Origin of the sequence: Streptomyces sp. NPDC006687 (genome assembly GCF_040636215.1) — a bacterium.
In the GTDB taxonomy this organism is placed as follows: Bacteria; Actinomycetota; Actinomycetes; order Streptomycetales; family Streptomycetaceae; genus Streptomyces.
This window is the reverse complement of record NZ_JBEYJJ010000013.1, coordinates 115,193-135,016: the sequence shown is the minus strand read 5'-3', so window position 1 is coordinate 135,016 and position 19,824 is coordinate 115,193. Positions and strand designations below refer to the sequence as shown.

The 19,824-nt window shown below is 72.5% G+C and carries 17 protein-coding genes and 1 pseudogene; 2 read left to right on the top strand and 16 right to left on the bottom strand.

Features of this window, described 5'->3' with window-relative positions; translation table 11 throughout:
- Positions 1-6: 6 nt before the first annotated feature.
- Both ABZ716_RS18235 and ABZ716_RS18230 read right to left on the bottom strand, forming a co-directional pair.
- Positions 7-252 carry a DUF397 domain-containing protein gene (locus ABZ716_RS18235; protein WP_045946130.1) on the bottom strand — a complete coding sequence of 82 codons (246 nt, stop codon included), beginning with the start codon at positions 250-252 and terminating at the stop codon, positions 7-9.
- A 107-nt stretch (positions 253-359) separates the two neighbouring features.
- Positions 360-2,408: an FUSC family protein gene (locus ABZ716_RS18230; protein WP_358960030.1), complete on the bottom strand. Its 2,049-nt coding sequence runs from the start codon at positions 2,406-2,408 to the stop codon at positions 360-362.
- A gap of 135 nt (positions 2,409-2,543) precedes the next feature.
- On the opposite strand from ABZ716_RS18230, the gene tatA reads away from it, so the two are divergent.
- Complete coding sequence (gene tatA, locus ABZ716_RS18225; protein WP_358809491.1) at positions 2,544-2,717, top strand: Sec-independent protein translocase subunit TatA; 174 nt, start codon at positions 2,544-2,546, stop codon at positions 2,715-2,717.
- Positions 2,718-2,740: 23 nt separating this feature from the next.
- Here tatA and ABZ716_RS18220 read toward each other — a convergent pair whose 3' ends face one another.
- Positions 2,741-3,907 carry a DUF2786 domain-containing protein gene (locus ABZ716_RS18220; RefSeq protein WP_358960059.1) on the bottom strand — a complete coding sequence of 389 codons (1,167 nt, stop codon included), beginning with the start codon at positions 3,905-3,907 and terminating at the stop codon, positions 2,741-2,743.
- 552 nt (positions 3,908-4,459) lie between these two features.
- Between ABZ716_RS18220 and ABZ716_RS18215 the strand changes: the two genes are divergently transcribed.
- Positions 4,460-6,187 carry a bifunctional 3'-5' exonuclease/DNA polymerase gene (locus tag ABZ716_RS18215; RefSeq protein WP_358960028.1) on the top strand — a complete coding sequence of 576 codons (1,728 nt, stop codon included), beginning with the start codon at positions 4,460-4,462 and terminating at the stop codon, positions 6,185-6,187.
- Positions 6,188-6,236: 49 nt separating this feature from the next.
- Here the strand turns inward: ABZ716_RS18215 and ABZ716_RS18210 are convergent, their stop codons facing one another.
- The 13 genes and pseudogenes from ABZ716_RS18210 to ABZ716_RS18150 all read right to left on the bottom strand — a co-directional run bounded on the left by ABZ716_RS18210 (position 6,237) and on the right by ABZ716_RS18150 (position 19,802).
- The gene (locus ABZ716_RS18210; protein ID WP_358960025.1) at positions 6,237-6,701 is read right to left on the bottom strand and encodes a GNAT family N-acetyltransferase; all 465 of its coding nucleotides are present in this window, start codon (positions 6,699-6,701) and stop codon (positions 6,237-6,239) included.
- An 85-nt stretch (positions 6,702-6,786) separates the two neighbouring features.
- Positions 6,787-7,994: pseudogene (locus ABZ716_RS18205) on the bottom strand (serine hydrolase domain-containing protein).
- Positions 7,995-8,146: 152 nt separating this feature from the next.
- Positions 8,147-8,404: a hypothetical protein gene (locus ABZ716_RS18200; RefSeq protein ID WP_121015368.1), complete on the bottom strand. Its 258-nt coding sequence runs from the start codon at positions 8,402-8,404 to the stop codon at positions 8,147-8,149.
- 12 nt (positions 8,405-8,416) lie between these two features.
- On the bottom strand, positions 8,417-9,796 hold the full coding sequence (locus ABZ716_RS18195) for a WhiB family transcriptional regulator (RefSeq protein WP_358960023.1): 1,380 nt from the start codon (positions 9,794-9,796) through the stop codon (positions 8,417-8,419).
- 124 nt (positions 9,797-9,920) lie between these two features.
- Positions 9,921-10,538 carry a hypothetical protein gene (locus tag ABZ716_RS18190; protein ID WP_358960020.1) on the bottom strand — a complete coding sequence of 206 codons (618 nt, stop codon included), beginning with the start codon at positions 10,536-10,538 and terminating at the stop codon, positions 9,921-9,923.
- The gene (locus ABZ716_RS18185) at positions 10,535-11,593 is read right to left on the bottom strand and encodes a hypothetical protein (RefSeq protein WP_358960017.1); all 1,059 of its coding nucleotides are present in this window, start codon (positions 11,591-11,593) and stop codon (positions 10,535-10,537) included. Before ABZ716_RS18185 ends, ABZ716_RS18190 begins: the two co-directional genes overlap by 4 nt.
- Complete coding sequence (locus tag ABZ716_RS18180; protein ID WP_358960015.1) at positions 11,590-12,216, bottom strand: hypothetical protein; 627 nt, start codon at positions 12,214-12,216, stop codon at positions 11,590-11,592. Before ABZ716_RS18180 ends, ABZ716_RS18185 begins: the two co-directional genes overlap by 4 nt.
- A gap of 31 nt (positions 12,217-12,247) precedes the next feature.
- Complete coding sequence (locus ABZ716_RS18175; protein ID WP_358960013.1) at positions 12,248-12,862, bottom strand: hypothetical protein; 615 nt, start codon at positions 12,860-12,862, stop codon at positions 12,248-12,250.
- 13 nt (positions 12,863-12,875) lie between these two features.
- Positions 12,876-15,158 (bottom strand): hypothetical protein, encoded by a 2,283-nt coding sequence (locus tag ABZ716_RS18170; protein ID WP_358960011.1) that lies wholly within the window; start codon positions 15,156-15,158, stop codon positions 12,876-12,878.
- Positions 15,159-15,294: 136 nt separating this feature from the next.
- On the bottom strand, positions 15,295-15,825 hold the full coding sequence (locus ABZ716_RS18165) for a hypothetical protein (RefSeq protein WP_358809500.1): 531 nt from the start codon (positions 15,823-15,825) through the stop codon (positions 15,295-15,297).
- A 48-nt stretch (positions 15,826-15,873) separates the two neighbouring features.
- Positions 15,874-18,873 carry an ATP-binding protein gene (locus ABZ716_RS18160; RefSeq protein ID WP_358960008.1) on the bottom strand — a complete coding sequence of 1,000 codons (3,000 nt, stop codon included), beginning with the start codon at positions 18,871-18,873 and terminating at the stop codon, positions 15,874-15,876.
- Between the two features lie 7 nt (positions 18,874-18,880).
- Positions 18,881-19,435: a hypothetical protein gene (locus ABZ716_RS18155; RefSeq protein ID WP_358960005.1), complete on the bottom strand. Its 555-nt coding sequence runs from the start codon at positions 19,433-19,435 to the stop codon at positions 18,881-18,883.
- A gap of 106 nt (positions 19,436-19,541) precedes the next feature.
- Positions 19,542-19,802 carry a hypothetical protein gene (locus ABZ716_RS18150; protein ID WP_121015388.1) on the bottom strand — a complete coding sequence of 87 codons (261 nt, stop codon included), beginning with the start codon at positions 19,800-19,802 and terminating at the stop codon, positions 19,542-19,544.
- Positions 19,803-19,824: the final 22 nt, after the last annotated feature.

Here is a 19,824-nt window from a genome sequence, read left to right as displayed (position 1 = left end):
TTCTCCTCAGCCGATCAGATGATCGAACTCGCCGTCCTTGACGCCCAGCAGCAGCGCCTCTATCTCGGCCGGCGTGTAGACGAGCGCCGGGCCGTCGGGGAACCGCGAGTTGCGCATGGCGACGTCGCCGCCGGGCAGTTTGGCGAACTCCACGCAGGACCCCTGCGAGTTGCTGTGTCTGCTCTTCTGCCAGGTCAGCTCGTACAAGGAAGTGAGTTCTGCAGCTGCCGTCCCGTTGTACGCGTGGTCCACAGGAAGCCCCCGATAGTGCAGATGTCAACTCCACCGGATCATAGCTGTGTTCATCAGCGCATGCATGGGCAGATGCACGTGCACGCGCGGTACCGCAGTGATCACTGTCAGGGGCGGAGTGCCTGCGAGACCTGGTCGAGCGAGTCCAGCAGCCGCTCCGCCGTCCGGCGTACGACGCCCGGCGGAGGCGCGTGGTTCCCGCCGTCCAGCAGGTTCCGCACCTGGTCCCATTCCGGAACCCGGCGCTCCCGCACCGCGTGCGCCGCGGCCCCGGTCGCCTCCCGCAGCGCCTCGGCCAGCTCGGCCGCCCCCGGCACGGGGTCGTGGGACCGGTCCGGGACGTGGGCCTCCAGCAGCATGGCGCCCCGCCCGAACGCGGCCACGGCCTCCGCCGCGCCGTCGGCGGCCGCCCGGGACAGGCCCCGGTGGCGCACCGGCTCCCCCGATGCCCGCGCGAGCGCCTCCTGCCAGGCGACGCGGGCGTCGCGGGCCGCGAGCAGCGCCTGCCGTACGTCCTCGCGCCGGGCCCCGGCCGGGTCGGCGTACTGGGCGAGGACGGCGGCGGCGTAGCGCCCGTCGGCGGCGATCCAGTCGGCGAGGCGGGTGCGCAGGCGCGGGGTCTCCCAGGCCGGGTACACCGCGTAGGCGAGCATCGCGAGGACCCCGCCGACGAGGGTGAGGGCGATCCGGTCGGGCACGGTCTGGTCCCAGCGCAGGCCGCCCATGCCGAGCAGGAACACCACGTACGCGGAGACGCACACCTGTGAGACGGCGTACCCGGTGCGCATCAGCGCGAACATCAGCCCCGCGCAGACCACCGCGAGCAGCCCCGACAGGTACATCCCCGGCCGTACGAGCTGCACGATGCCGGTGGCCACGCCCACCCCGGCCAGGGTCCCGCCGAAGCGGGCGACGGCCCGGGACCAGGTCTGCGTGAAGTCGGGCCGCATCACCATCACCGACGCCATCGGCGCCCAGTAGCCGTGCCCGAACGGCAGCACCTGCCCCAGCAGGTACCCCGCGCACGCCGCCCCCGTCACCCGTACCGCGTGCCGCAGGACGGGCGACCCCGGCCGCAGCTCGGCCCGTACCTCCCGCAGCACCAGCGGCACCAGGGCCGCCACCGTGGGCCGCAGCCGGGACTCCCCGGGGTCGGCGGTGCGGCCGGAGTCCGGCTCGGCCGTCTCCAGCACGTCGTCCAGCAGCGCGGCGAGCCTGCGCGCGGCCCGCAACGGCGCCCCCTGGAACACCTCCGGCAGATCGGGCGCCCTCAGCACCTCCAGGGCCGTCCCCGGCAGCCGGACGGGGTCCCCGTGGCGGATGGCGTGCGCGGCGGCGTCCAGTACGGTCCCGGCGGCGCCGAGCAGCGCCCGCACCCGGTCCCGCCCCGGCCCCTCGGCGGGGGCCCCGACCGCCGGGTCGGCGAGGGAGGCCAGCACGGGCCGGATCCGCTCGGCGAGCCCCCGCGCCCCGTGCAGCTCGGCGGGACGCCGCCGGGCCTGGCGGGCGGTGACGGCGGCGGCGTCGCGGGCCTTCATCAGGGGAACGGGGTCGAAGGCGCTGACGGGGTCGTGCCGCAGGCGCCGGGCGTAGTCCGCCTCGGCGGCGAGGGCATCGGCCAGGGCGTCGCGCTGGGCGCCCCAGCGGCGGGCGGGGAAGAACACGATCAGCAGCGCCTGCACCACCCCGCCGGCGGCGATCATCGCGGCGTGCCCGGCGGCCTGCGGGACGGAGGTCGGCAGGGTGACGGTGACCAGCATGACGGCCACGTTTCCGGAGGCGATGATCCCCGCGGTCGGCCCGGCCGCCCACAGCAGCCCCGCCCCGAAGGCCCACAGGGCGAGCATCGGCAGGAAGAGCCCGAGGTCGGCCGAGCCGACCAGGTAGCCCAGGAAGGTGGAGACGGCCAGGGTCAGCCCGGAGGCCAGGGCGAGCACGGGCCGGGGGCGCCAGCTCTGCTGGAAGGTGGCGACGGCCGCCATGAAGGCCCCGAACGCGGAACTCGCCGCCGCGCCCGGCCCGAGGAAGGCCAGCCCGGCGCCGATCACCACCGCCAGCCCGACGGCGGCCCGCAGCGCGGCGAGCGGCTCCAGCCGGCGCCGCTCGACGGTCATGGCCACGCGGACGGTGTCCTTCAGCGCGCGGAGCCAGCCCATGGCGCCGAGCGTAATGCTCCCGGCGGTTTCAGGACTTCTTCAGATTTGTACGCAACCCTTGCGGGGCTGTTCGATGACCCCGAATCATCGGTGCGTCGCCAGACCTGCGCCCCTGACCCGAATGGAGGTACCCCCATGCTCCGCAACGGCCTGGAGCCCTGGCACCTGATCATCGTCCTGGTGGTCTGCCTGATGGTGTTCGGCTCGAAGAAACTGCCGGACATGGCCCGCTCGCTGGGCAAGTCCGCCCGCATCCTGAAGTCGGAGGCCCGCGCCATGCGCTCGGAGACCGGCCAGGACGCGGGCTAGCCGGGCAGGCCCGGCGGGGCCGGTTACGGCAGGGAAGGGCGCCTGCCGCCCATGTGCGCGGCGTCGGCGGCGGCCGTTCCGTCCTCCCACCCCGCGTGATCGGTGGCCCCGCGCAGCCGGGTCGTGGTGGTGCGCGGGAACATCTCGTCCGCCCGGGAGGTGACGGCCACGTCGCGCGCCCGCAGCGCGGGCAGGTGGTCCGGGGTCTCGGCGGCCGTGTGCTCGGCCGTCTCGGCCAGGCGCCGGCCGAGCCGGCTGGCGTAAGCGAGCAGGAACGACTGCCGGAAAGTCTTGGTCCGCTTGCGGCCGCCGGCCCGCTGAGCGGCTTCGGCCCGCGTCATGGCGGCCGTCCCCTGCACGAGCAGCGAGGTGTACAGCAGCTCCACCGCCTCCAGGTCGCTCTCGAACCCGACGACGGTCGAGAACTCGAAGGCGCTGTTCCACACCGCCCGGCAGCGGTTGGCGGTGGCCACCGCGTCCAGCAGCACCGCCTTCGCCTCCTCGTACGGGGGCTCCACCCCGATCCGGCAGGCCCCCGGCACCCGCGCCGGCCCGCCGCCGCGCACCGCGAGCAGCGCCTCGTCCACGGTGTGCCGGGCCATCAGCTCCTGCGCCTTGGCGCTGAGCGCCTCCGCCTCCTCCGGGTAGGTGGTCGCCTCGGCCTTGGCCAGCAGCGCCCGGATCCGCCCGAGCATCTTCGGCTCGATGTGCGCGTGCTCCAGGGCGTCGGCGGCCGGGTCACCGGGGACGGGGCCCACGGGCTCGATCGACGGGAGCCGGACCAGCAGCCGGTACAGCTCCAGGACGGCGGTGGCCAGGGTGAACCGGTCGGCCCGCTCACGCCGCGCGAGCTCCTCGGCGTACGTCTGGTCCCCGGACCACCACACCTGCCCGGCGCCCCACCCGTCGGGCAGCCGCGCGTACCGCCGCGCCTCGGCGGCGATCACGTCCCCGGCGACCCTCAGGTGCACCTCGCCGAGCTCCCGCCGCACCAGCCGCAGCACGTCCGCGGGCCGCCACCCCTGCTCCCAGGCCCTCCGCACGAAGCCCTCCCCGCGCTGGAGCAACTCCCGCCCGACCCCGCCCCACGCCTCCGCGCCGGCGGCCAGCACGGAGGCCCCGACGTCGAGGCCGGCATCGTCCTGGGCGTACAAGGCGGCGGCGAAGGCCCGGTCGACGAGCTCAGCGATCTCACTCACCCCTTCAGGGTGTCACGCCGCCCCCCACCCCCCGGACGGACCCTTCGGGACGAAACCAAGCCCCGCCGGCGTCCCGGGGCGCGGGGGTCCGGGGGGCGGAGCCCCTGCACCTCCAGGCCCCGCCGGTGCCTGGGGCGCGGGACCCGGGGCGAAGCCCCCGGACCCCCAACCCCGCCCGCACCTGAGACACGGGGCCCGGGGCGAAGCCCCCGGACCCCCAACCCCGCCCGCACCTGAGACACGGGGCCCGGGGCGAAGCCCCCCGAACTCCAACCCCGCCCGCACCTGAGACACGGGATCTGGGGCGAAGCCCCCGGAACTCCAACCCCGCCCGCACCTGAGGCACGGGATCTGGGGCGAAGCCCCCGGAACTCCAACCCCGCCGGCGCTTGAGGCGCGGGGTCTGGGGCGGAGCCCCAGGGTTGTTGAGCCGCACCACCCCCAGCCCCGCCAGCGCTTGAGGCGCGAACGGGGGAAGGGCGGGGCGAGGAGACGGCCCCGCGCAGCGGCCCTCTGTCAGCCCCCGGTGGGACACTCGCACTCGTGAGCGACCAACCCGGCCACCCCACCCCCTGGGCCTTGACCGAAACACCGGACGGCCAATGGCAGGCCGCCCCCGTCCCCCCAGCCGGCAAGGCAGCGGCCTCCCTCACCTTCCCCACCCCCGCGGAAGCGATCCGCTCCGCACCCCCCACCACCCGCTGGATCTGGCGCTCCACCGCAGCCGTCTACCCCCGCCTCCTCGCCACCGGCACCCGCGTGGACCGCTGCTACGACATCGAGAACGCCGAGCTCCTCCTCCTCGGCCATGAAGGCCGCGCCGGCGAACCCCGCTCGGCCGCCGCCGCCTGGGCCCGCCTCACCGGCGCCCCCGTCCCCCCGGACCCCCCGTCCCGCACCGCGGCCCCCGCCCCCGTCCGCACCCAGGACTCCCTCTTCGACGCCGCCGGCCTCTCCGACCCGCACCACCGGCCCACCACCGCCCTCCCCCTCGACGCCCTCCGCGCCGTCCACGCCGACCAGGCCCGGCGCCAGGCCGCCACCGCCCACCCCGACCGGATGCGCCTGCTCACCGCCGCCGAGTCGGCGGCGTTCCTCATCGCCGCCGAGATGCACCACGCCGGCCTGCCCTGGCGGGCCGACGTCCACCGCGCCCTGCTCACCGAGCTGCTCGGCGAGCGCTACGCCGGCCGCGGCGAGCCCCGCCGCCTGGCACAGCTGGCCGACGAGATCTCCGCCGCGTTCGGCCGCCGGGTCCGCCCCGACCTGCCCGCCGACGTGCTCAAGGCGTTCGCCGAGGCCGGGTTCCCGCTCCGCTCGACCCGCCGCTGGGAGCTCCAGGAGATCGACCACCCCGCCGTCGCCCCGCTCCTCACGTACAAGAAGCTCTACCGGATCTACACCGCCCACGGCTGGTCCTGGCTCGCGGACTGGGTCCACGACGGCCGCTTCCGCCCCGAGTTCGTCCCCGCCGGCACCCTCACCGGCCGCTGGGTCACCCACGGCGGCGGGGCCCTGCAGATCCCCAAGGTGATCCGCCGGGCGGTCGTCGCCGACCCCGGCTGGCGGCTGGTCGTCGCCGACGCCGACCAGATGGAGCCGCGCGTCCTCGCCGCGATCTCCCGCGACCCGGCCTTCATGGAGGTGGCCGGCCGCCCGGAGGACCTCTACGCGGCCGTCTCCCGCCAGACCTTCTCCGGCGACCGGGAGAAGGCCAAGATCGCCGTGCTCGGCGCCGTCTACGGACAGACCTCCGGCGACGGCCTCAAGAACCTCGCAGCCCTCCGCCGCCGCTTCCCGAAGGCCGTCGCGTACGTGGACGACGCGGCCCGCGCCGGCGAGGAGGGCCGGCTGGTGCGCACCTGGCTGGGCCGCACCTGCCCGCCCCCGGCCGGCGCCGCCGAGGACGGCGAGGCGGGCCTGCCCCAGGACCGCGAGGACGAGGGCGCCGGCTGGACCCCGTCCTACGCCTCGACCGACACCCGCGCGCGCGGCCGTTTCACCCGCAACTTCGTCGTGCAGGGCAGCGCCGCCGACTGGGCCCTGCTGATGCTGGCGGCGCTGCGCCAGGCCACCGCCGGGATGCGGGCGGAACTGGTGTTCTTCCAGCACGACGAGGTGATCGTGCACTGCCCGGCCGAGGAGGCGGAGGCCGTCGCCGAGGCGATCCGCGCGGCGGGCGACCGCGCGGGCCGCATCACCTTCGGCGACACCCCGGTCCGCTTCCCGTTCACGACGGCGGTCGTGGAGTGCTACGCGGAGGCGAAGTAGCCCTCGCCTCCTCGTGTTTCACGTGAAACAACGCCGAGGCGAAGGGTGGTCAGCCGAGCTCGCGGAAGTAGATGTGGTAGCCCTCGCGCACGAATCCCTCCGACTCGTACAGTCCCTGCGCGAGGTGGTTCTCGTAGCCGGTCTCCAGCTGAACCCCGCCCATCCCGGCCTCCTTCGCCCGGACCAGCACCTCGCGCAGCAGGGCCCGGCCGACGCCGGTGCCGCGACCGGAGGGGGCCACGAAGAGGTCCCCGAGGATCCACACGGGCCGCATGGAGAGGGAGGAGAAGGTCGGGTAGACCTGTGCGAAGCCGACCGTGCCCGCGTCCGGGACATCGGCGAGCAGGACGATCGACTCCTCCTTGGCGATCCGCTCCGCGAGGAACTCCCGGGGTCGCCCGGCGTCCTCGACCGTCACCTCGTAGAAGTCCAGGTACCCCCGGAACAGCTCGGTGGCCACATCGAGATCCGCCTCCCCGGCGACCCGTACCGCGACCCCACCCTGCTCAGCCATCCGACGCTCCTTGATCATTCACGCTTGGCCGTCCATTGTGCGCGCGGCCGAAGGCCCTGACCAGACGCGGAGGCAGACCAAGCCGTCAGGGCCCGGTGACCGGCTGAGCGGGCAGCTCGTAGACGTGCCCCGGAGTGACGATCTTCGTGATCGCCTCGCCGAAGGCCGCACTGGGCTCGGAGCCCCGGTACGCGATGTCGGTGTTGAGCAGCACCACCAGCGTGGCCTTCGGCTGCGGCAGGTAGACGACCAGCGACTCGTAGCCCGGCAGCGAGCCGTTGTGCCCGAGCCAGCCGGCGACGTCGAAGACGCCGAGCCCGTAGCCCCCGTCGGGCACGGCCGGGACCACCTTCAGCCGCTGCGCCTGGGTGGCGGGCTTCAGCAGGGTTCCCGTCGCCAGGGTCCCGGCCCAGCTCCGCAGATCGTCCAGGTCGGAGACCATCGCCCCGGCGGCCCACCCCCAGGAGGGAGCCCAGTCTGCGGAATCCTCGACCTTCCCGGTGGCCGTCTGGTCGGTGTAGCCCTGCGCGTGCGGCTCCGGGAACTGCGCCCCGGCCGGGAACAGCGTGTGCTCCAGGCCGGCCGGCTTGATCACCTGATCGGCGAGGTACCGGTCGAGCGGCTGCCCGCTCACCTTCTCCACCACCAGCCCCAGCAGGATCAGATTGGTGTTGCAGTAGGAGAACTTCGCGCCCGGAGCGAACAGCACCGGATGCCTGAAGGAGTACGAGAGCAGCTCCCGCGGGGTGAACGGCCGCCGCGGATCGCTCGTCAGGGCCTTGAAGAACCCTTCGTCCTCGGAGTAGTTGAACAAGCCGCTCCGCATCTCGGCCAGCTGACGCAAGGTGATCCGGTCCCCGTTGGGGACCCGGCCACGTACTTCCCCACAGGGTCGTCCAGCCCGGCCTTCCCGGCATCGACCAGCCGCAGCAGCGCGGTCACGGTGAACGTCTTGGTGACGCTGCCGATCCGCATGTTCATATCGGTCCTCATCGGCGCGCCCGTCGCCTTGTCGGCGACGCCGAAGGCCCGTACGTACTCCCCCTTGCCCGGCGCCGAGAGCGCGACGATCACCCCGGGCACCCGGGCCTCGTCCAGCACCTTCCGCACGGCCTGGTCCAGCCGCTCCGCCACGGCGGGTGTGAGCTGCGGGAACTCATCGCCGGCCGGCGTGGCCGCGACGCCCCCCGGCCCACCGGCCTCCCACGCGTGCCCGGCCCCGGCCCCCACGGGAGCCACCACCAGCCCCACCGCGGCCGCCCCGACCACCACACCGCGCCACCGCGCCACCATGCCCGGCCTCCTCCACCCGCCGCCCGGGCTCCGAGCCCCTGCCAACGTATCCCTCCGGGCGACCGGAGCCCGCCCCGGCGGCGCCGCTCACCGGGCGGACACGGAAAGGCGCAGGTCACGTACGTCGTGACCTGCGCCTTCGGCTGCTCATCTCACGGCCCGGCGGCCGGCTCGGGCAGCGGCTCCGCCCTGCCGTCGGGGTGGATGAGCAGGCGCACCGCGCCGCCGTAGCGGTCGTCGGTGATGACGGCCTGGGTGGGGCCGCCGAGCTGCTGGGCGCGCTGCTGGAGGATGCCGATGACGACGTCCTGGATGTTCCCGAACGGCGGGGCCGTCACGGGGACACCGTCGATGAGGCCGGCGTGGTGGGAGAAGACGCGGACTTCCGCGGCCGGTGAGGTGGGCTGCACGGCGACTGCCTTTCAGAGGTTCGGGACGGCTTCGCCGCCGGACTGCGGGCCGGCGGTGTAGGTGCCGCGCGAGACCCGCAGCAGCCGGCCCGACTTGACCATGGCGGAGAGGGCGTTGCTGACCGACTTCCCCGCATCCTGGTAGACGCCGGGGGGCAGCGCCCGCACCACGTCCCGGCCGGTGAAGTGGCCGGGGAAGGAGGCCACGGCCGTCTCCACGGCCCGGCGCAGGCTGGTGGCGCCGGCGCCGCCCGCCCCGGTGAAGGCCCTCGGGTGGGCGTCGTGCGGGACCTCGTGGCCGGCGCCGTGGTCCTGGGGCCGCGGGACGACCGTCTCGTACCGCTCCAGCTGCGCGGCGAGCTCGCGTACCGCTTCGCGTACGGCCGCCAGCTCCCGGCCGTACGGGACGGGGGCCGGGCCGTCGGCCGCGGCGTTGGCGGCGGCATCGGCGGCGGGGACGAGCAGCCCGGTGATGGCGTCGACCCGGTGCAGGCAGTCGGCCAGGCGCCGCAGCAGGGGTTCGAAGATGTCCTGCCGCAGCGCGGCGACGGGGTCGCAGGTCGCGAGCTCGATGCTCACGGACCCGGTCAGTTCGCCACCGCCGGCCGCGTACGGGGTCCGGTCGCCGGCGGCCTCGCGCCAGGACTCCAGGCTCAGACGGGTCCGGCTGACGGCGCCGAGGAGCTCGGGGGCCGGGGCGGCGGACGGGGTGAGCGCGAGCATGCCGGCGAGCTGCTCGGTGACCTTGAGGATGTGCAGCGTGGCGCCCGCCAGCGGACCGAGCACGGTCTTCTGTATGGCCAGGGCCGGGTCGTCGAGCGAGTAGGCGATGCGTTCTCCCGACAGGGCCGCAGCGGCCATCTTCGGTTCCTCGTCTGTCCGGGCGCGCTGTCGGCGGTCTGCTGGTACGTGCGGTGCGGCCTGCTGCCGCTGGGCGGGCACCGCCCCGAGGCCGGACCCGTAGGACCGGCGGGTGCGGTGCTCCTGGAGGGCGCTGAAGGCGTCGAGCACGGCGGCGGCCTCGACCGCCTCACCGCGCCCGCCGGCGGACGCGGAGGCGGTCAGCCGCCCCCGGCTGTCGCCGATGTGCAGGCGCCTGCGGATCCAGCGGCGGTCCTGCTCGGTGGTGGCGGCGGCGTAACCGCCCGGATCGGACCGGATGACGGAGTCCTGGAGGCATTCCGCCCAGACGGGGCAGGAGAAGCAGAGCTGGCGGGCGGCATGGGTGAGGGCCTGGCTCCTGCGCGTCCGGAAGGGGAGCTGCGGGGCGCCGGCGGGCGGGTGCTCCAGGAGCGGTTCGCCGAATATGTCAGGCCGCCGCTGGCAGGGCAAAGGCGTGGTGGTGGCCGGCAGAACGGGCGCCGGCCGGGATCTCAGTGCTGTCTTCACCATGGAAGAAGTCCCCCGATGTTTTCTGTATTCAACGGGGACTCTAGAACAGGCGAATTGGCAGCGGCAAAGCCGTTCCACAGGCTGTGCAGCATTTATTACACAACGAAACTGACGTGACATCACTTCACCGCGCATCCGTGTCAGCGGCTGCCACGACCTGGCGCAGGCCCCGCCGCTTCCCGCCGCGTCCGCCCTCGCCCCCACCGGCAATGCGACGGCTGCGGGCGGCCAGAACCCCTACGGTGCAAAGGAATCCGAGGGTGACACCGAAGAGCGGGGCGAACATTCCCACCGCGGACGCACCGATCAGCAGCACGTCGGCCAGCACCACGGTGACACCCCGACGCCCTCGCGGCCGCTTGATCATCCAGGCACCCAGCAGCGCCATCCCGCCGAGCGCCCAGTATCCGAACACGGCCTGCCCGCTGAGCAGTCCGCCGGCCGACCCGCGCGCGATGTCGCCCGCGGCGGCCAGGTATCCGGTCATGGCGGCGGTGACGACGGTGGACCCGAGCGCGATCAGCAGCTGGCCGCGCCGGCGCAGCAGCCACAGGATCCCGGCGAGGGTGAGCAGCACGCACACGGTGATGAACGAGGCCATCCCGGAGGAAGCCAGCACGAACAGCGTGTAGACCCCGGCCAGTCCGAGGACGACACGGGGCAGCAGCCGCACGGCCCACGCGTCATCGCGCTCCTGCCGGAGCAGCCGGCGGACGGGGTCGAGGGAGGGGCGAGGGGTCATGCCGGACCGTCCATACCTGTAGCAGTGGAGCGCGGAGTGAGCGCCGGAGGAGCCCCCGCGACTCCGGCGGCCGGGACCAGCCCGGAGGGCGCGGGCCTGGTGACGGTGGCCGGCACCTGGAAGCCCATCTGCCACAGCGGGCTGGGCAGACTCTTCGGCGTGGCCTGCCGCGCGGGCGCCTCGACGGCCGGGGCCTGCGCCTGCGCGGGGGCGACGGCCTCCAGGATGCTGTCGATCTTCGCCTTGCGGACCTCGGGAGCGTCGGCGGCGAAGGCGTGCGGGTCGATGTAGCGGGGGAGGTCCTTGTTGTCGAACTGCGCCACCGCCCGCACGGCGTTGGTACCGGCCTCGGCCCGGGTGGTCTCGGGCCAGGACTGGGGGGCCTCGTAGGCGAAGTGGATGTTGTGCAGCCCGACGTCCGGGTTCTTGCAGAGCGCGCCGAGTTCCTTCTGCTGGAGGACCGCCCGGGTGTTGCCGATGTCGGCGAAGACCAGCACCCGCCCTTCGGCCACGCTGCCGTAGGTCTCGGAGATCTGGTCCCAGGCAGCCTTGGCGTAGCCCTGGTGGAAGCCCGCCTCCTCACCACCGAGGGCACGGATGATCTCGGGTTCCCAGAGGAACATGGCGTCGAGCTCTTGGCCGCCCTGGGTCGTCTCCAGGGTCTGAGCGGTCCCGGCACTGATCGCGTTCTGCTCGGCGGCCCACTGCTCCGCAATGAAGCGCTGGGACAGGAACGGGGTGCCCCGGTCGTTCTTCGGCGCATCCGGGTGTTCGAGGCCGTACGACCAGAAGGCGCTGATCGGCTTCGTCCCTTCGGGCGGAGTGAGCTTCTCCTTGTCCCGCGTAAGGGCGTCGATGTACTGCCTCTCCTTGGACAGCCTGGACTTGCCGTCCTCCGAGACGATGTCCTTCAGTCCTGCCGCCTCGGCGGCGGCCGCGATGCGCTCCACCACGGAGTCCGGGTCAAGGCTGGCATCCCGGGCAGCCGCGTCGCGGGCCTTCGCCCGCTCCAGGGCGCCCTTCTCGATGTGCTCGGGTATCCATTCCGAGCTCACCGACGACCGGCCCTCAGCGGACGGGGATACACCTCGAGGCTCATGTTGACCACTCCGGGACGAGACCCGTCGGCCGTGCCCGTGGCGGGGCTGACGGTCAGGCTGGCGAGTGCGCCGCCGGGAACGGCGAGCTCCCAGTAGGCGATGTGGTACGGACGCTTCTGCTTGAGACGGCTCTCCGACTTGGGCACGGCGAACTCTCGGAGCTCGTCGGGGAAGGCCGTCGAGTCCCATGCGCCCTCCCAGGCCGGAGCGCCGAGCACCGAGGACGCGGCGTCGCGGTAGAGGGGCCAGACACGGTCGGCCTCGGCCAGTACCTGGGCGTTGCCCTCCGGGCTGACCGTCGACTCGCCCCACACCCAGTACGACAGACTCTGCACGGGCGCCCAGCTCCCGCCCAGCGCGTTCAGCGTCATCCTGCCGCCGGTCCGCGTGACCACGTTGAGCACGTACTCGAACTGGGTCGGCGTCCACCCGAACTGCGCACACCACTCGTCCAGCCCCTGGCTGGGCAGCGGCGGGCCGTTCCAGACGGTCTCCCAGTGGACGTCCGCCAGCCCCCGCAGCTCGGTGGCGAGTTCCTGCGGGGTGCGGTCCACCGGCGGTTCGAAGGGCGTGCCCATGTCGTGCTCTCTCTTTCTCAGGTCTCGTACGTCACAGCAGCCAGCCAGGACCGTCCAGCGCCTTCGGGTCGGCCGGTCCGTGGAAGGTGAGAGAGATCGTCCCACCCCCCGCGTTTCCGCCCTCCTGGTGCTCCAGCGCGAGCACGATCACCGGGGCCAGCGGGTTGGCGTAGCTCCACTGGGCCAGCCGGTACGGGGACCGCAGCTCCCGGACGTCGCCCCACCGGCCCGGAGCAGGCGGCTCCGGGAAGTCCGGACGGTCCCAGGCCCCCTCCCAGCCCGGTGCGCCCAGCGCGGCGCTCACCCCGGCGAGGTGGGCCGCGTAGCGCTCGAGGGCGACCGCCAGCACGGCCTCCCCGTCGGACGCCGCACCGGCCGCGGCCTTCCAGACGTCGTACGACGCCCGGGTCACGGGCCGGCCGGGGCCGGGCGAGGCGGCCAGGTGCAGCCGGCCGCCCTGCGCGGTACGCACCCACAGCCCCGACTGCGACCACAGCGGTTGCCACCCGAACCCCGCGCACCACTCGGCGCGCCCGGCCTCGTCGTCCGGCACCCCGGGCCACACAGCCCGCCAGTCCACCCGCAGGAGCCCGGCCAGCTCGGCGGCGAGCTCCTGCGGAGGATGGTCGGCGATCACGCTTGCCATGGCTCAGGCCCTCCTACTCGGACACCCGGCCGTTGCCGCCCTCCCGCGGCGAGCGCGGGGTGGCCTGCGTCGGCGGGGTCCGCGGGTCGGGCGCGGGCGACGGCGACGGCTGCCGCACCGGCCCGGGATCGGGCGCCGGCACACGCGGCTGCTGGCGCGCGGGGCCGTTGTCCGGCATGTTGACCCGGACCCGGGAGGTCTGGGGGTCCTGCTGCGCGGGAACGGCGGGCGCGGAGGGCTGTGGCGGAAGGGGCGGTGCCGGCTGCGGCCGCTGCACGTAGGCCGACGGCGTACCACCGCCCACGAGACGGCCGCTGCTCTGAGCCTGCTCAGCTTCTGCGGCTTGCCGCTCCCGCTTGGCCTCGACTGCCGCGTACTGCTCCGCGAGCTGGTCCTTCTGGACGGCTGCCGTCTGGTACTCGGTCTTGCGCTGTTCACGCTTGGAGGGCTGGGCGGTGGAAAGCTTGCCTTCCTTCTGCCACCGGCCGTCGTTCTTCTTGTTGTCGTAGCGCCGCGCGGCGGCCAACGTGCCCTTCTTGGCGGCGCCACCGGCCGTCTTCGCCGCGCCTACCGCGGTCCTTCCGGTGACGCGGCCTGTCGCCTTCGCCACGTTGGGGGCGTACTGGCCCAGCTTGCCGCCCACGGTGTTCGCCATGTCCCCGACGCCCAGTGCGTCCTGCGCCCCCGCGATCTGCGGGCTGTAAGCCCCCGACAGCAGTTTCTTCAGCATCATCACGACGGCGACGGTGACCAGCAGCAGCATCAGCAACTGCATGCCGATGGAGATCTTGGCGGGCAGGATCATCTGGTAGAGCACCAGGAGCACGGTCAGGATGACGCCGAAGCCGGCCCGGAGCACGAAGCTGTGGATGAACGTCTGCAGCCAGCCCTTGAGCAGTTTCTGCTGGGACGGGTGGATGCCCAGCGTGGCGATCAGCGGCAGCATGATGATCATGATCAGCGTCACGGCGTGCCACAGCAGGGTGAGCGCACTGAGCACGATGACCATGACGCCGACGATCAGCGCCGCGAACACCGAGTAGACGGCGAGCCCGACCCGGGCCCCGGAACTCTTCCCGGCCCATTCGTCGAAGGACACCGGGTAGATCCTCTGGTCCTTGAAGTCATCGGGATAGCCCTTGCCCGGCCCGCCGGCCATGTCCTGACGGATGGGCATCCACTCCTTCTCCTCCTTGTCCTTGCTGCTGACCCTCTTCTCCTCGCCGTCCCCGCTGGGGAAGGCGTCCTTGTTGGTCGTCGACTGCGACACCGCCTGCTTGACCCGGACGTCCTCGCAGCGTGCGCCCTTTCCGAAGTTGCACGTGGTGCCGGAGCTCGCCGGTATGCAGGCGCCGCCGTCGATCCGGCCGCCACCGCCCTTCTTGAAGATGCAGTTCGTGCCGTTCTCGCCGAACTGGCCCAGGGCCCACGGGCGGAACACGAGGGTGTCGTACATCGAGCAGCTGGATATGCGCAGACCCCGGTTGTAGTCCCCCTCCAGGTCGCAGGGGGACTGCGGCTTGCCCGAGGCGCCCGAGAGCACCGCCTCGGAGAACAGCGCGTTCGCCTGGGCGATGCCCGCGTCCGCCTGGTTGATGACGTTGACGTAGTTCCCGCCGGTCAGGAGCGCTACGACGGCGACCGTCGTCAGCGACGCCCAGCCCACGCCCGACCATGCCTCGCGCATCTCACCCTTGCGCCACTTGCCGAACACCCAGAAACCCGTGAGGGCGATCATGACGGGGACGGCGGGGATGAAGACGTGGTTCTTGATGGTGTCCACGGCGCTGTTGCGACCCGTGTAGAGACCGCTGAGCGGGCTCGGGTTGGACGCGAGCTCCTTGATGGAGATCGCCGTACGGGCCAGGTACTTGGTCCCCATGAACACCATGTTGGCCACGCCGTTGTTAATCATGTCCATGATCGAGCAGTGGTCAGCGCCGCTGCCCCTGGTGCCGTTGGCGTCGGAGGCATTGCCCGAACCCCTGAAGGTCATGGACCAGTTCATGCCCCGCATGGCGTTGAGTTCGTAGAAGGTGTACCGCTCGGGGGCCTCCGGCATCCTGACCGCGCCGGTCACCATCCCCGTCGTGTCATTGAGGTTCTTGGCGCGCTTCGACTCGTTCTCCCACTGGTTGACCGCGGGTATGAGGAACTCGCCACTGGCTCCCGGGGTGTCCCGGCTGTAGCTGTCGTCACCGGTGAAGCTGCACGCGAAGTCCTCGGCATGCGCGGTGCCGGGAACCGCGAGCGACAAGGCGATCATCGCGAGGACGACGAAGACACCGGCGCGCACGGCACGCCCGACACCCCCCGCCCGGTCGCGGAGCGACAGCGTACCGGCGGCGGTTCCGCGTGGTTTGGCGCTACGGCGCACGAACATCGGCTTCCTTCGGGATTTCCGCGGCGGGGGGAACGTGAGGAGTCAGCGGCTACGAGCGCACGTAGTCCGTCAGGACACAGCCCTCGGCCAGTCCGGCGTGCTTCTTGTAGCCACCCGGGATCTCGTACTTGCCCCCGCAGGTCAGGAGGAGCAGCTTGGCGTCCATCAGCTTCTTGACGGTTTCGTCCCCTGCCGGAACGACCGCGAAGTCCTTGCCGACCAGCGCCTCGTAATTCTTGCCGCCCTGTGCGGCCTTGAGGTTGGCCGCCTGGAATTTCGCCATGTCGGAGATCGACAGCAGCGTGACGACCTGGTGTGCGCCGTCGTCACAGACCGCCCGCTCCTTGATCGACCACTCGGGGTCCTTGGCCTCGTCCGTGAGGATGCCCTCGGTGCCTTCGGCGCTGGCCTTCCTCAGGTGGGCGCACTGGGCGTGCTGGTTGACGAACTTCTCGACGGCGGCCATGTCGCCGGCGGAGGGCAGGCCGAGGCCGTCGTCCTTCGCATCGCCGCCGCAGCCGGTCAGTGCCGTCAGTGCCACGGCGGCGGTCACGGCGGTAAGGGTCTTGGTCAGTCGCACGGATTCTCCTGGAGTACGGGTGGGAACTGGCTGAGCGCGAGGGGGCCGCTACCGCGAGGCAGCCGGCTCGGCCTCGGCCTCGGCCGCCCGCTCCTCGCGGGCGGCCTCCTGCATGAAGGTCCAGTCCCACACGCTGAGCGGCGGGTCGACGGACTGGCGGCCCGGGCGGGTGGTGCCGTTGGTGTCCGTGGCTGCGAGGATCTCCTGGAAGACCAGATCCACCGCCACCGTGCCGACCCGCTTGTCCACGTCCCGCTGGAGGCAGACACCCGTCCGCAGCTCCTGGAGGGAGTTGGACACCTTCGTGTCGCTCTCGGGCCGGCCCAGCAGCGGCGCCACCAGCGATGCCTCCTGGGCGGACTTCTGCTTGAAGGCGAAGACCGTGTGGATCTGGTTGGCGCCACCGCTGCGGGCCTCGGAGTCCTCGATCTGTACGAGGTCGATGGCCTGCTGCGTGATCAGGACGATCACCGCCAGGTACGAACGGCCCTGCTTGAGCGCGCGCCGCATCAGGTCGCGGCCGCTCTCGGTCGCGGTGACCACGTACGCCTCGTCGACGAACAGCGCCTTGGGCCGCAGACCGACCTCGCCCGTCACCGGGTTCTTCTCGTAGCCGACGTCGAGCATCTGGCTGCCCAGCTCCACGACCGCCATCAGCGCGGTGGCCGCCAGCCGCTCGGCCGGGTTCCAGCTGCGCGGGTCGGAGGAGGCCGGGGTCTGGAAACCGCGCAGGGTGATGACCGTACGGCGCTTGCGCATCGCGGACAGGGTCTGCGGGTTCTCGGCGAAGGCGAGTCGCGCGTACGGCAGCGTCCGCAGCTCGGTCAGCAGCATCTGGGCGAGCTTGAGGTCCTTGACGGCCTCGCGGTCGCCGCTCGCCACCGCCTCGTCGTACGCCCGGATGACCTCGTCGACCACCTGCCACAGCGTCGGCCTGGGCACCTGCCGCTCGGCGTCGCGGGCGCTCAGCCCCTGCTCGGTGGCCTGGCGGATGGCGGAGTTGTACCAGCCGACCACCGTGGCCATCGCCTCGATGACGGGCAGGCGCACCCGCTGGTAGTCCTCGTCGCCGAGGAAGCCGCGCAGCATGGTCTCCGCCAGCAGTCGCCCGGAGGGCACGTCACGCGCCACCACCCACGGGTCGAGCACGCCGGCCTGGCCCTTGAGGAGGTCGACGACCTCGGTCTCGGCCCAGAACTCCGGGTTGACCGGCTGGAAGCGGCTCTGCGGGGTCCCGAGCAGGCCCGCCTCGGCGTCGAGGGGGAACTCGGGGTCGTTCACCTGGGATCCGAAGGCCAGGTAGTAGCAGAGCTGTGCGAAGTCGGTCTTGGGGTCGATGACCAGGCAGCGCACGCCCGACTCCGACTCCTCGTAGAACTTCTGCAGCGCCAGCGAGGACTTGCCGCCGCCGGAGGCGCCGACGATGGCCACGCCACCGCCGTCGTTGCGCGCCGGGCCGACGTGCAGGGAGTAGTGGACGGGGGTCTTGCCGGCCCAGCCGACGAGGTTGCCCACCCAGCCGAGCTGCTTGCCCGAGCGGTGCTCGGGGTTGTCCCCGAGCTCCGTGCCGGCCGTCGGCAGACCGGCGCCGAGCTGCTCGACCTCCTGGAGCCGCAGGTACGGCGCGATGGGCAGCTTGGGCGCGTCGCCCGGCAGCTGCGACTGCAGCAGGCGCCACTGCTGGCGGCTCGGGCGCAGCAGGGTGACCTTCAGGTCCTGCTTGAACTGCATCTCCAGGATGCGGCGGCGGCGCTCCAGCTCGGCGAGGTCGGGGGCGGAGATCGTGAAGCGGATCTGCGCCTCCATGCCCGGCATCTTGTGCTCCTCCACGTCGTCGAGGAGGTTCTGGGCACGGGTGACCTGCGCGGCGAGCTGGGTACCGGGGACACGGCCGGAGTTGGCCATGTCGTTCATCTCGTCGACGAGGTTGCCGCTGATCTTCTTCGCCCGGTCCTGGAACTTCAGGTACGGGATGAGGGTGAACCGCATGTCGATCTCGACGGGGAAGTCGACGTGCTGCGCCGCGTAGCGGGCCCACGCGGTCGACTGCCGGAAGCGGGTCTCGGTGGGCCAGCTCGCCGCGACGAGGGTCGTCGTGTAGCTGGTGTGGCGCTCACCGGTCATCTCGTCGTACTGGTGCAGGACGATGTGCGTCTTGCGGTTCTCGCCGGAGAAGTCGATGACGAGGTCGAACTGGTCGGGGCCCCAGGCGCGGCTGCCGAGCACCGGCTCGGCGGGGATCGGCAGGTCGCCGTGGAGCGGCTTGCGGATCAGCCAGACCAGTTCCTCGCGGCTGAGCGGGGTGCCGCCGAGGCCGTCGAGGCTCTCGTGGACCTCACGGGCGACCTGGGTCCACTGGGCCAGCAGCTCCGGCGACAGGTACTCGTCGTGCACGCCCGTGGCACCGGCCGCCGCCGCGTCGGCGGCGTCCCGTACGGACCGGGTCAGACCGGCCTCCTCGACCGGGTCGTCGCCGCCGGGCAGCACGCCGCTGTCGCCGCCGGACTTCCGCTTCATCGAACCCAGCTTGACCAGCAGGACGTTGCGCTCGCGCAGCGCGCCGATGCGCTCCTGGTACTCGGCCTTGCGGAAGTTGTACGCCTTGTAGTTCTCCGTCGGGTCCCAGGCCACGGCGTTGAGCTGCTCGGCCCAGTCCTGGGCGGTGATCGGCCGGTACACCTTGCGGTAGTGGCACTCGACGTTGCGGTCACCGCGGGCGAGGTTGAGCAGCGCGCGGGCCGGGGCCTCGGCCATGGCCTGGAGCTCGACCGCGTTGAGGTACTCGTCGATGGCCGTGGGCAGGGCGATGCCCGTCCAGACGGAGTCGCCGTGGACGAAGATCATGTCGTCGGCGTACCGGTAGGGCAGCCGCATCTCCTCGCGCCGCTTGGCCTGGGACCGGTCGCGGGAGGAGCCGCTGTCCGACGTGCGCGAACCGCCGGAGGCGCCCTTCCCGGAACCGGCGTTCTTCTTGGAGGAAGTGGACGCGAGCAGCATGGCGATCAGGAAGAACGCGACCGCTCCGCCAAAAATGATCAGCATGAACATGGAGGAGTCATCCTGCGGTCTCGGAGTGTGCGGTCTCGGCGGGTGCGGTCGTCGATGAGGCGGCGGGGGACGCCGCGGACGCGGCGTACGAGGAGCCGTGCCGGGCCGCCGTGGCCAGCGCCGCCTCGTACCGCTGGTGCCAGCGGCGTGCCTGCGGCTGCCAGAGGATGACCTGCCAGCGCAGCTCCTCCGGCTCGCGGTCCGCGGCCAGGCCCTGCAGGCGCTTGGGCTGGACCCAGTAGTCCGCCCAGACCACCACCTGCTGGCTGAGCGTGAGGGCGGAGGGCAGCGGCCGGCCCCAGACGAAGTAGACGGCGACCGGCGGTCCCAGGTAGAGGACCGACGTGATGAGGGACAGGCCCAGGAAGGGCACGAGGGTGGAGAGCGAGAGCAGCACCACGAGCCACAGCACGCCGAAGCCGAAGGCCGCGCCCAGGGCGGGCAGGAGCAGACCGGGAAGCGGGATGTTGCCCCAGTTCCAGATGCGCTTGGGCCGGTTCAGCAGGTCCGTGTGGTCGTAGGCGACCATGGGCGCCGGCGCGTCCGGCGTGTCCTGCGTCATCGGTCGGTCCCCCTCTCTGGCGTGGTCGCGTGCCGTGCGCCGCGGTCGCGGGCGGCACGTCTACGGTCGCGGGCGGCGTACCTTTCGCCGCGGCCCGTCCCGTCGGTCAGCCCTTGCCGCCGATCTGCTCGCCGAGGCCGATGAGCATGCCGGCGAGGCCGGCGGCGCCGCCGATGATGAAGGCGGCCAGCGCGATCATGCCGAAGCCCTGGAACGCCTCGCGCATGCCGTCGCCGCGCTTCATCGACAGCAGCATCCGGATGCCGAGGATGAGCAGGGCGCACGAGGCGACGGTGAGGCCCAGGCCGGCCAGGATGGTCTGGATCGACTTGAACATGCCGTCGAGGGTCGTCGCTGCCAGGATCATGAGGTGTCTGTCCTTCGGTGTG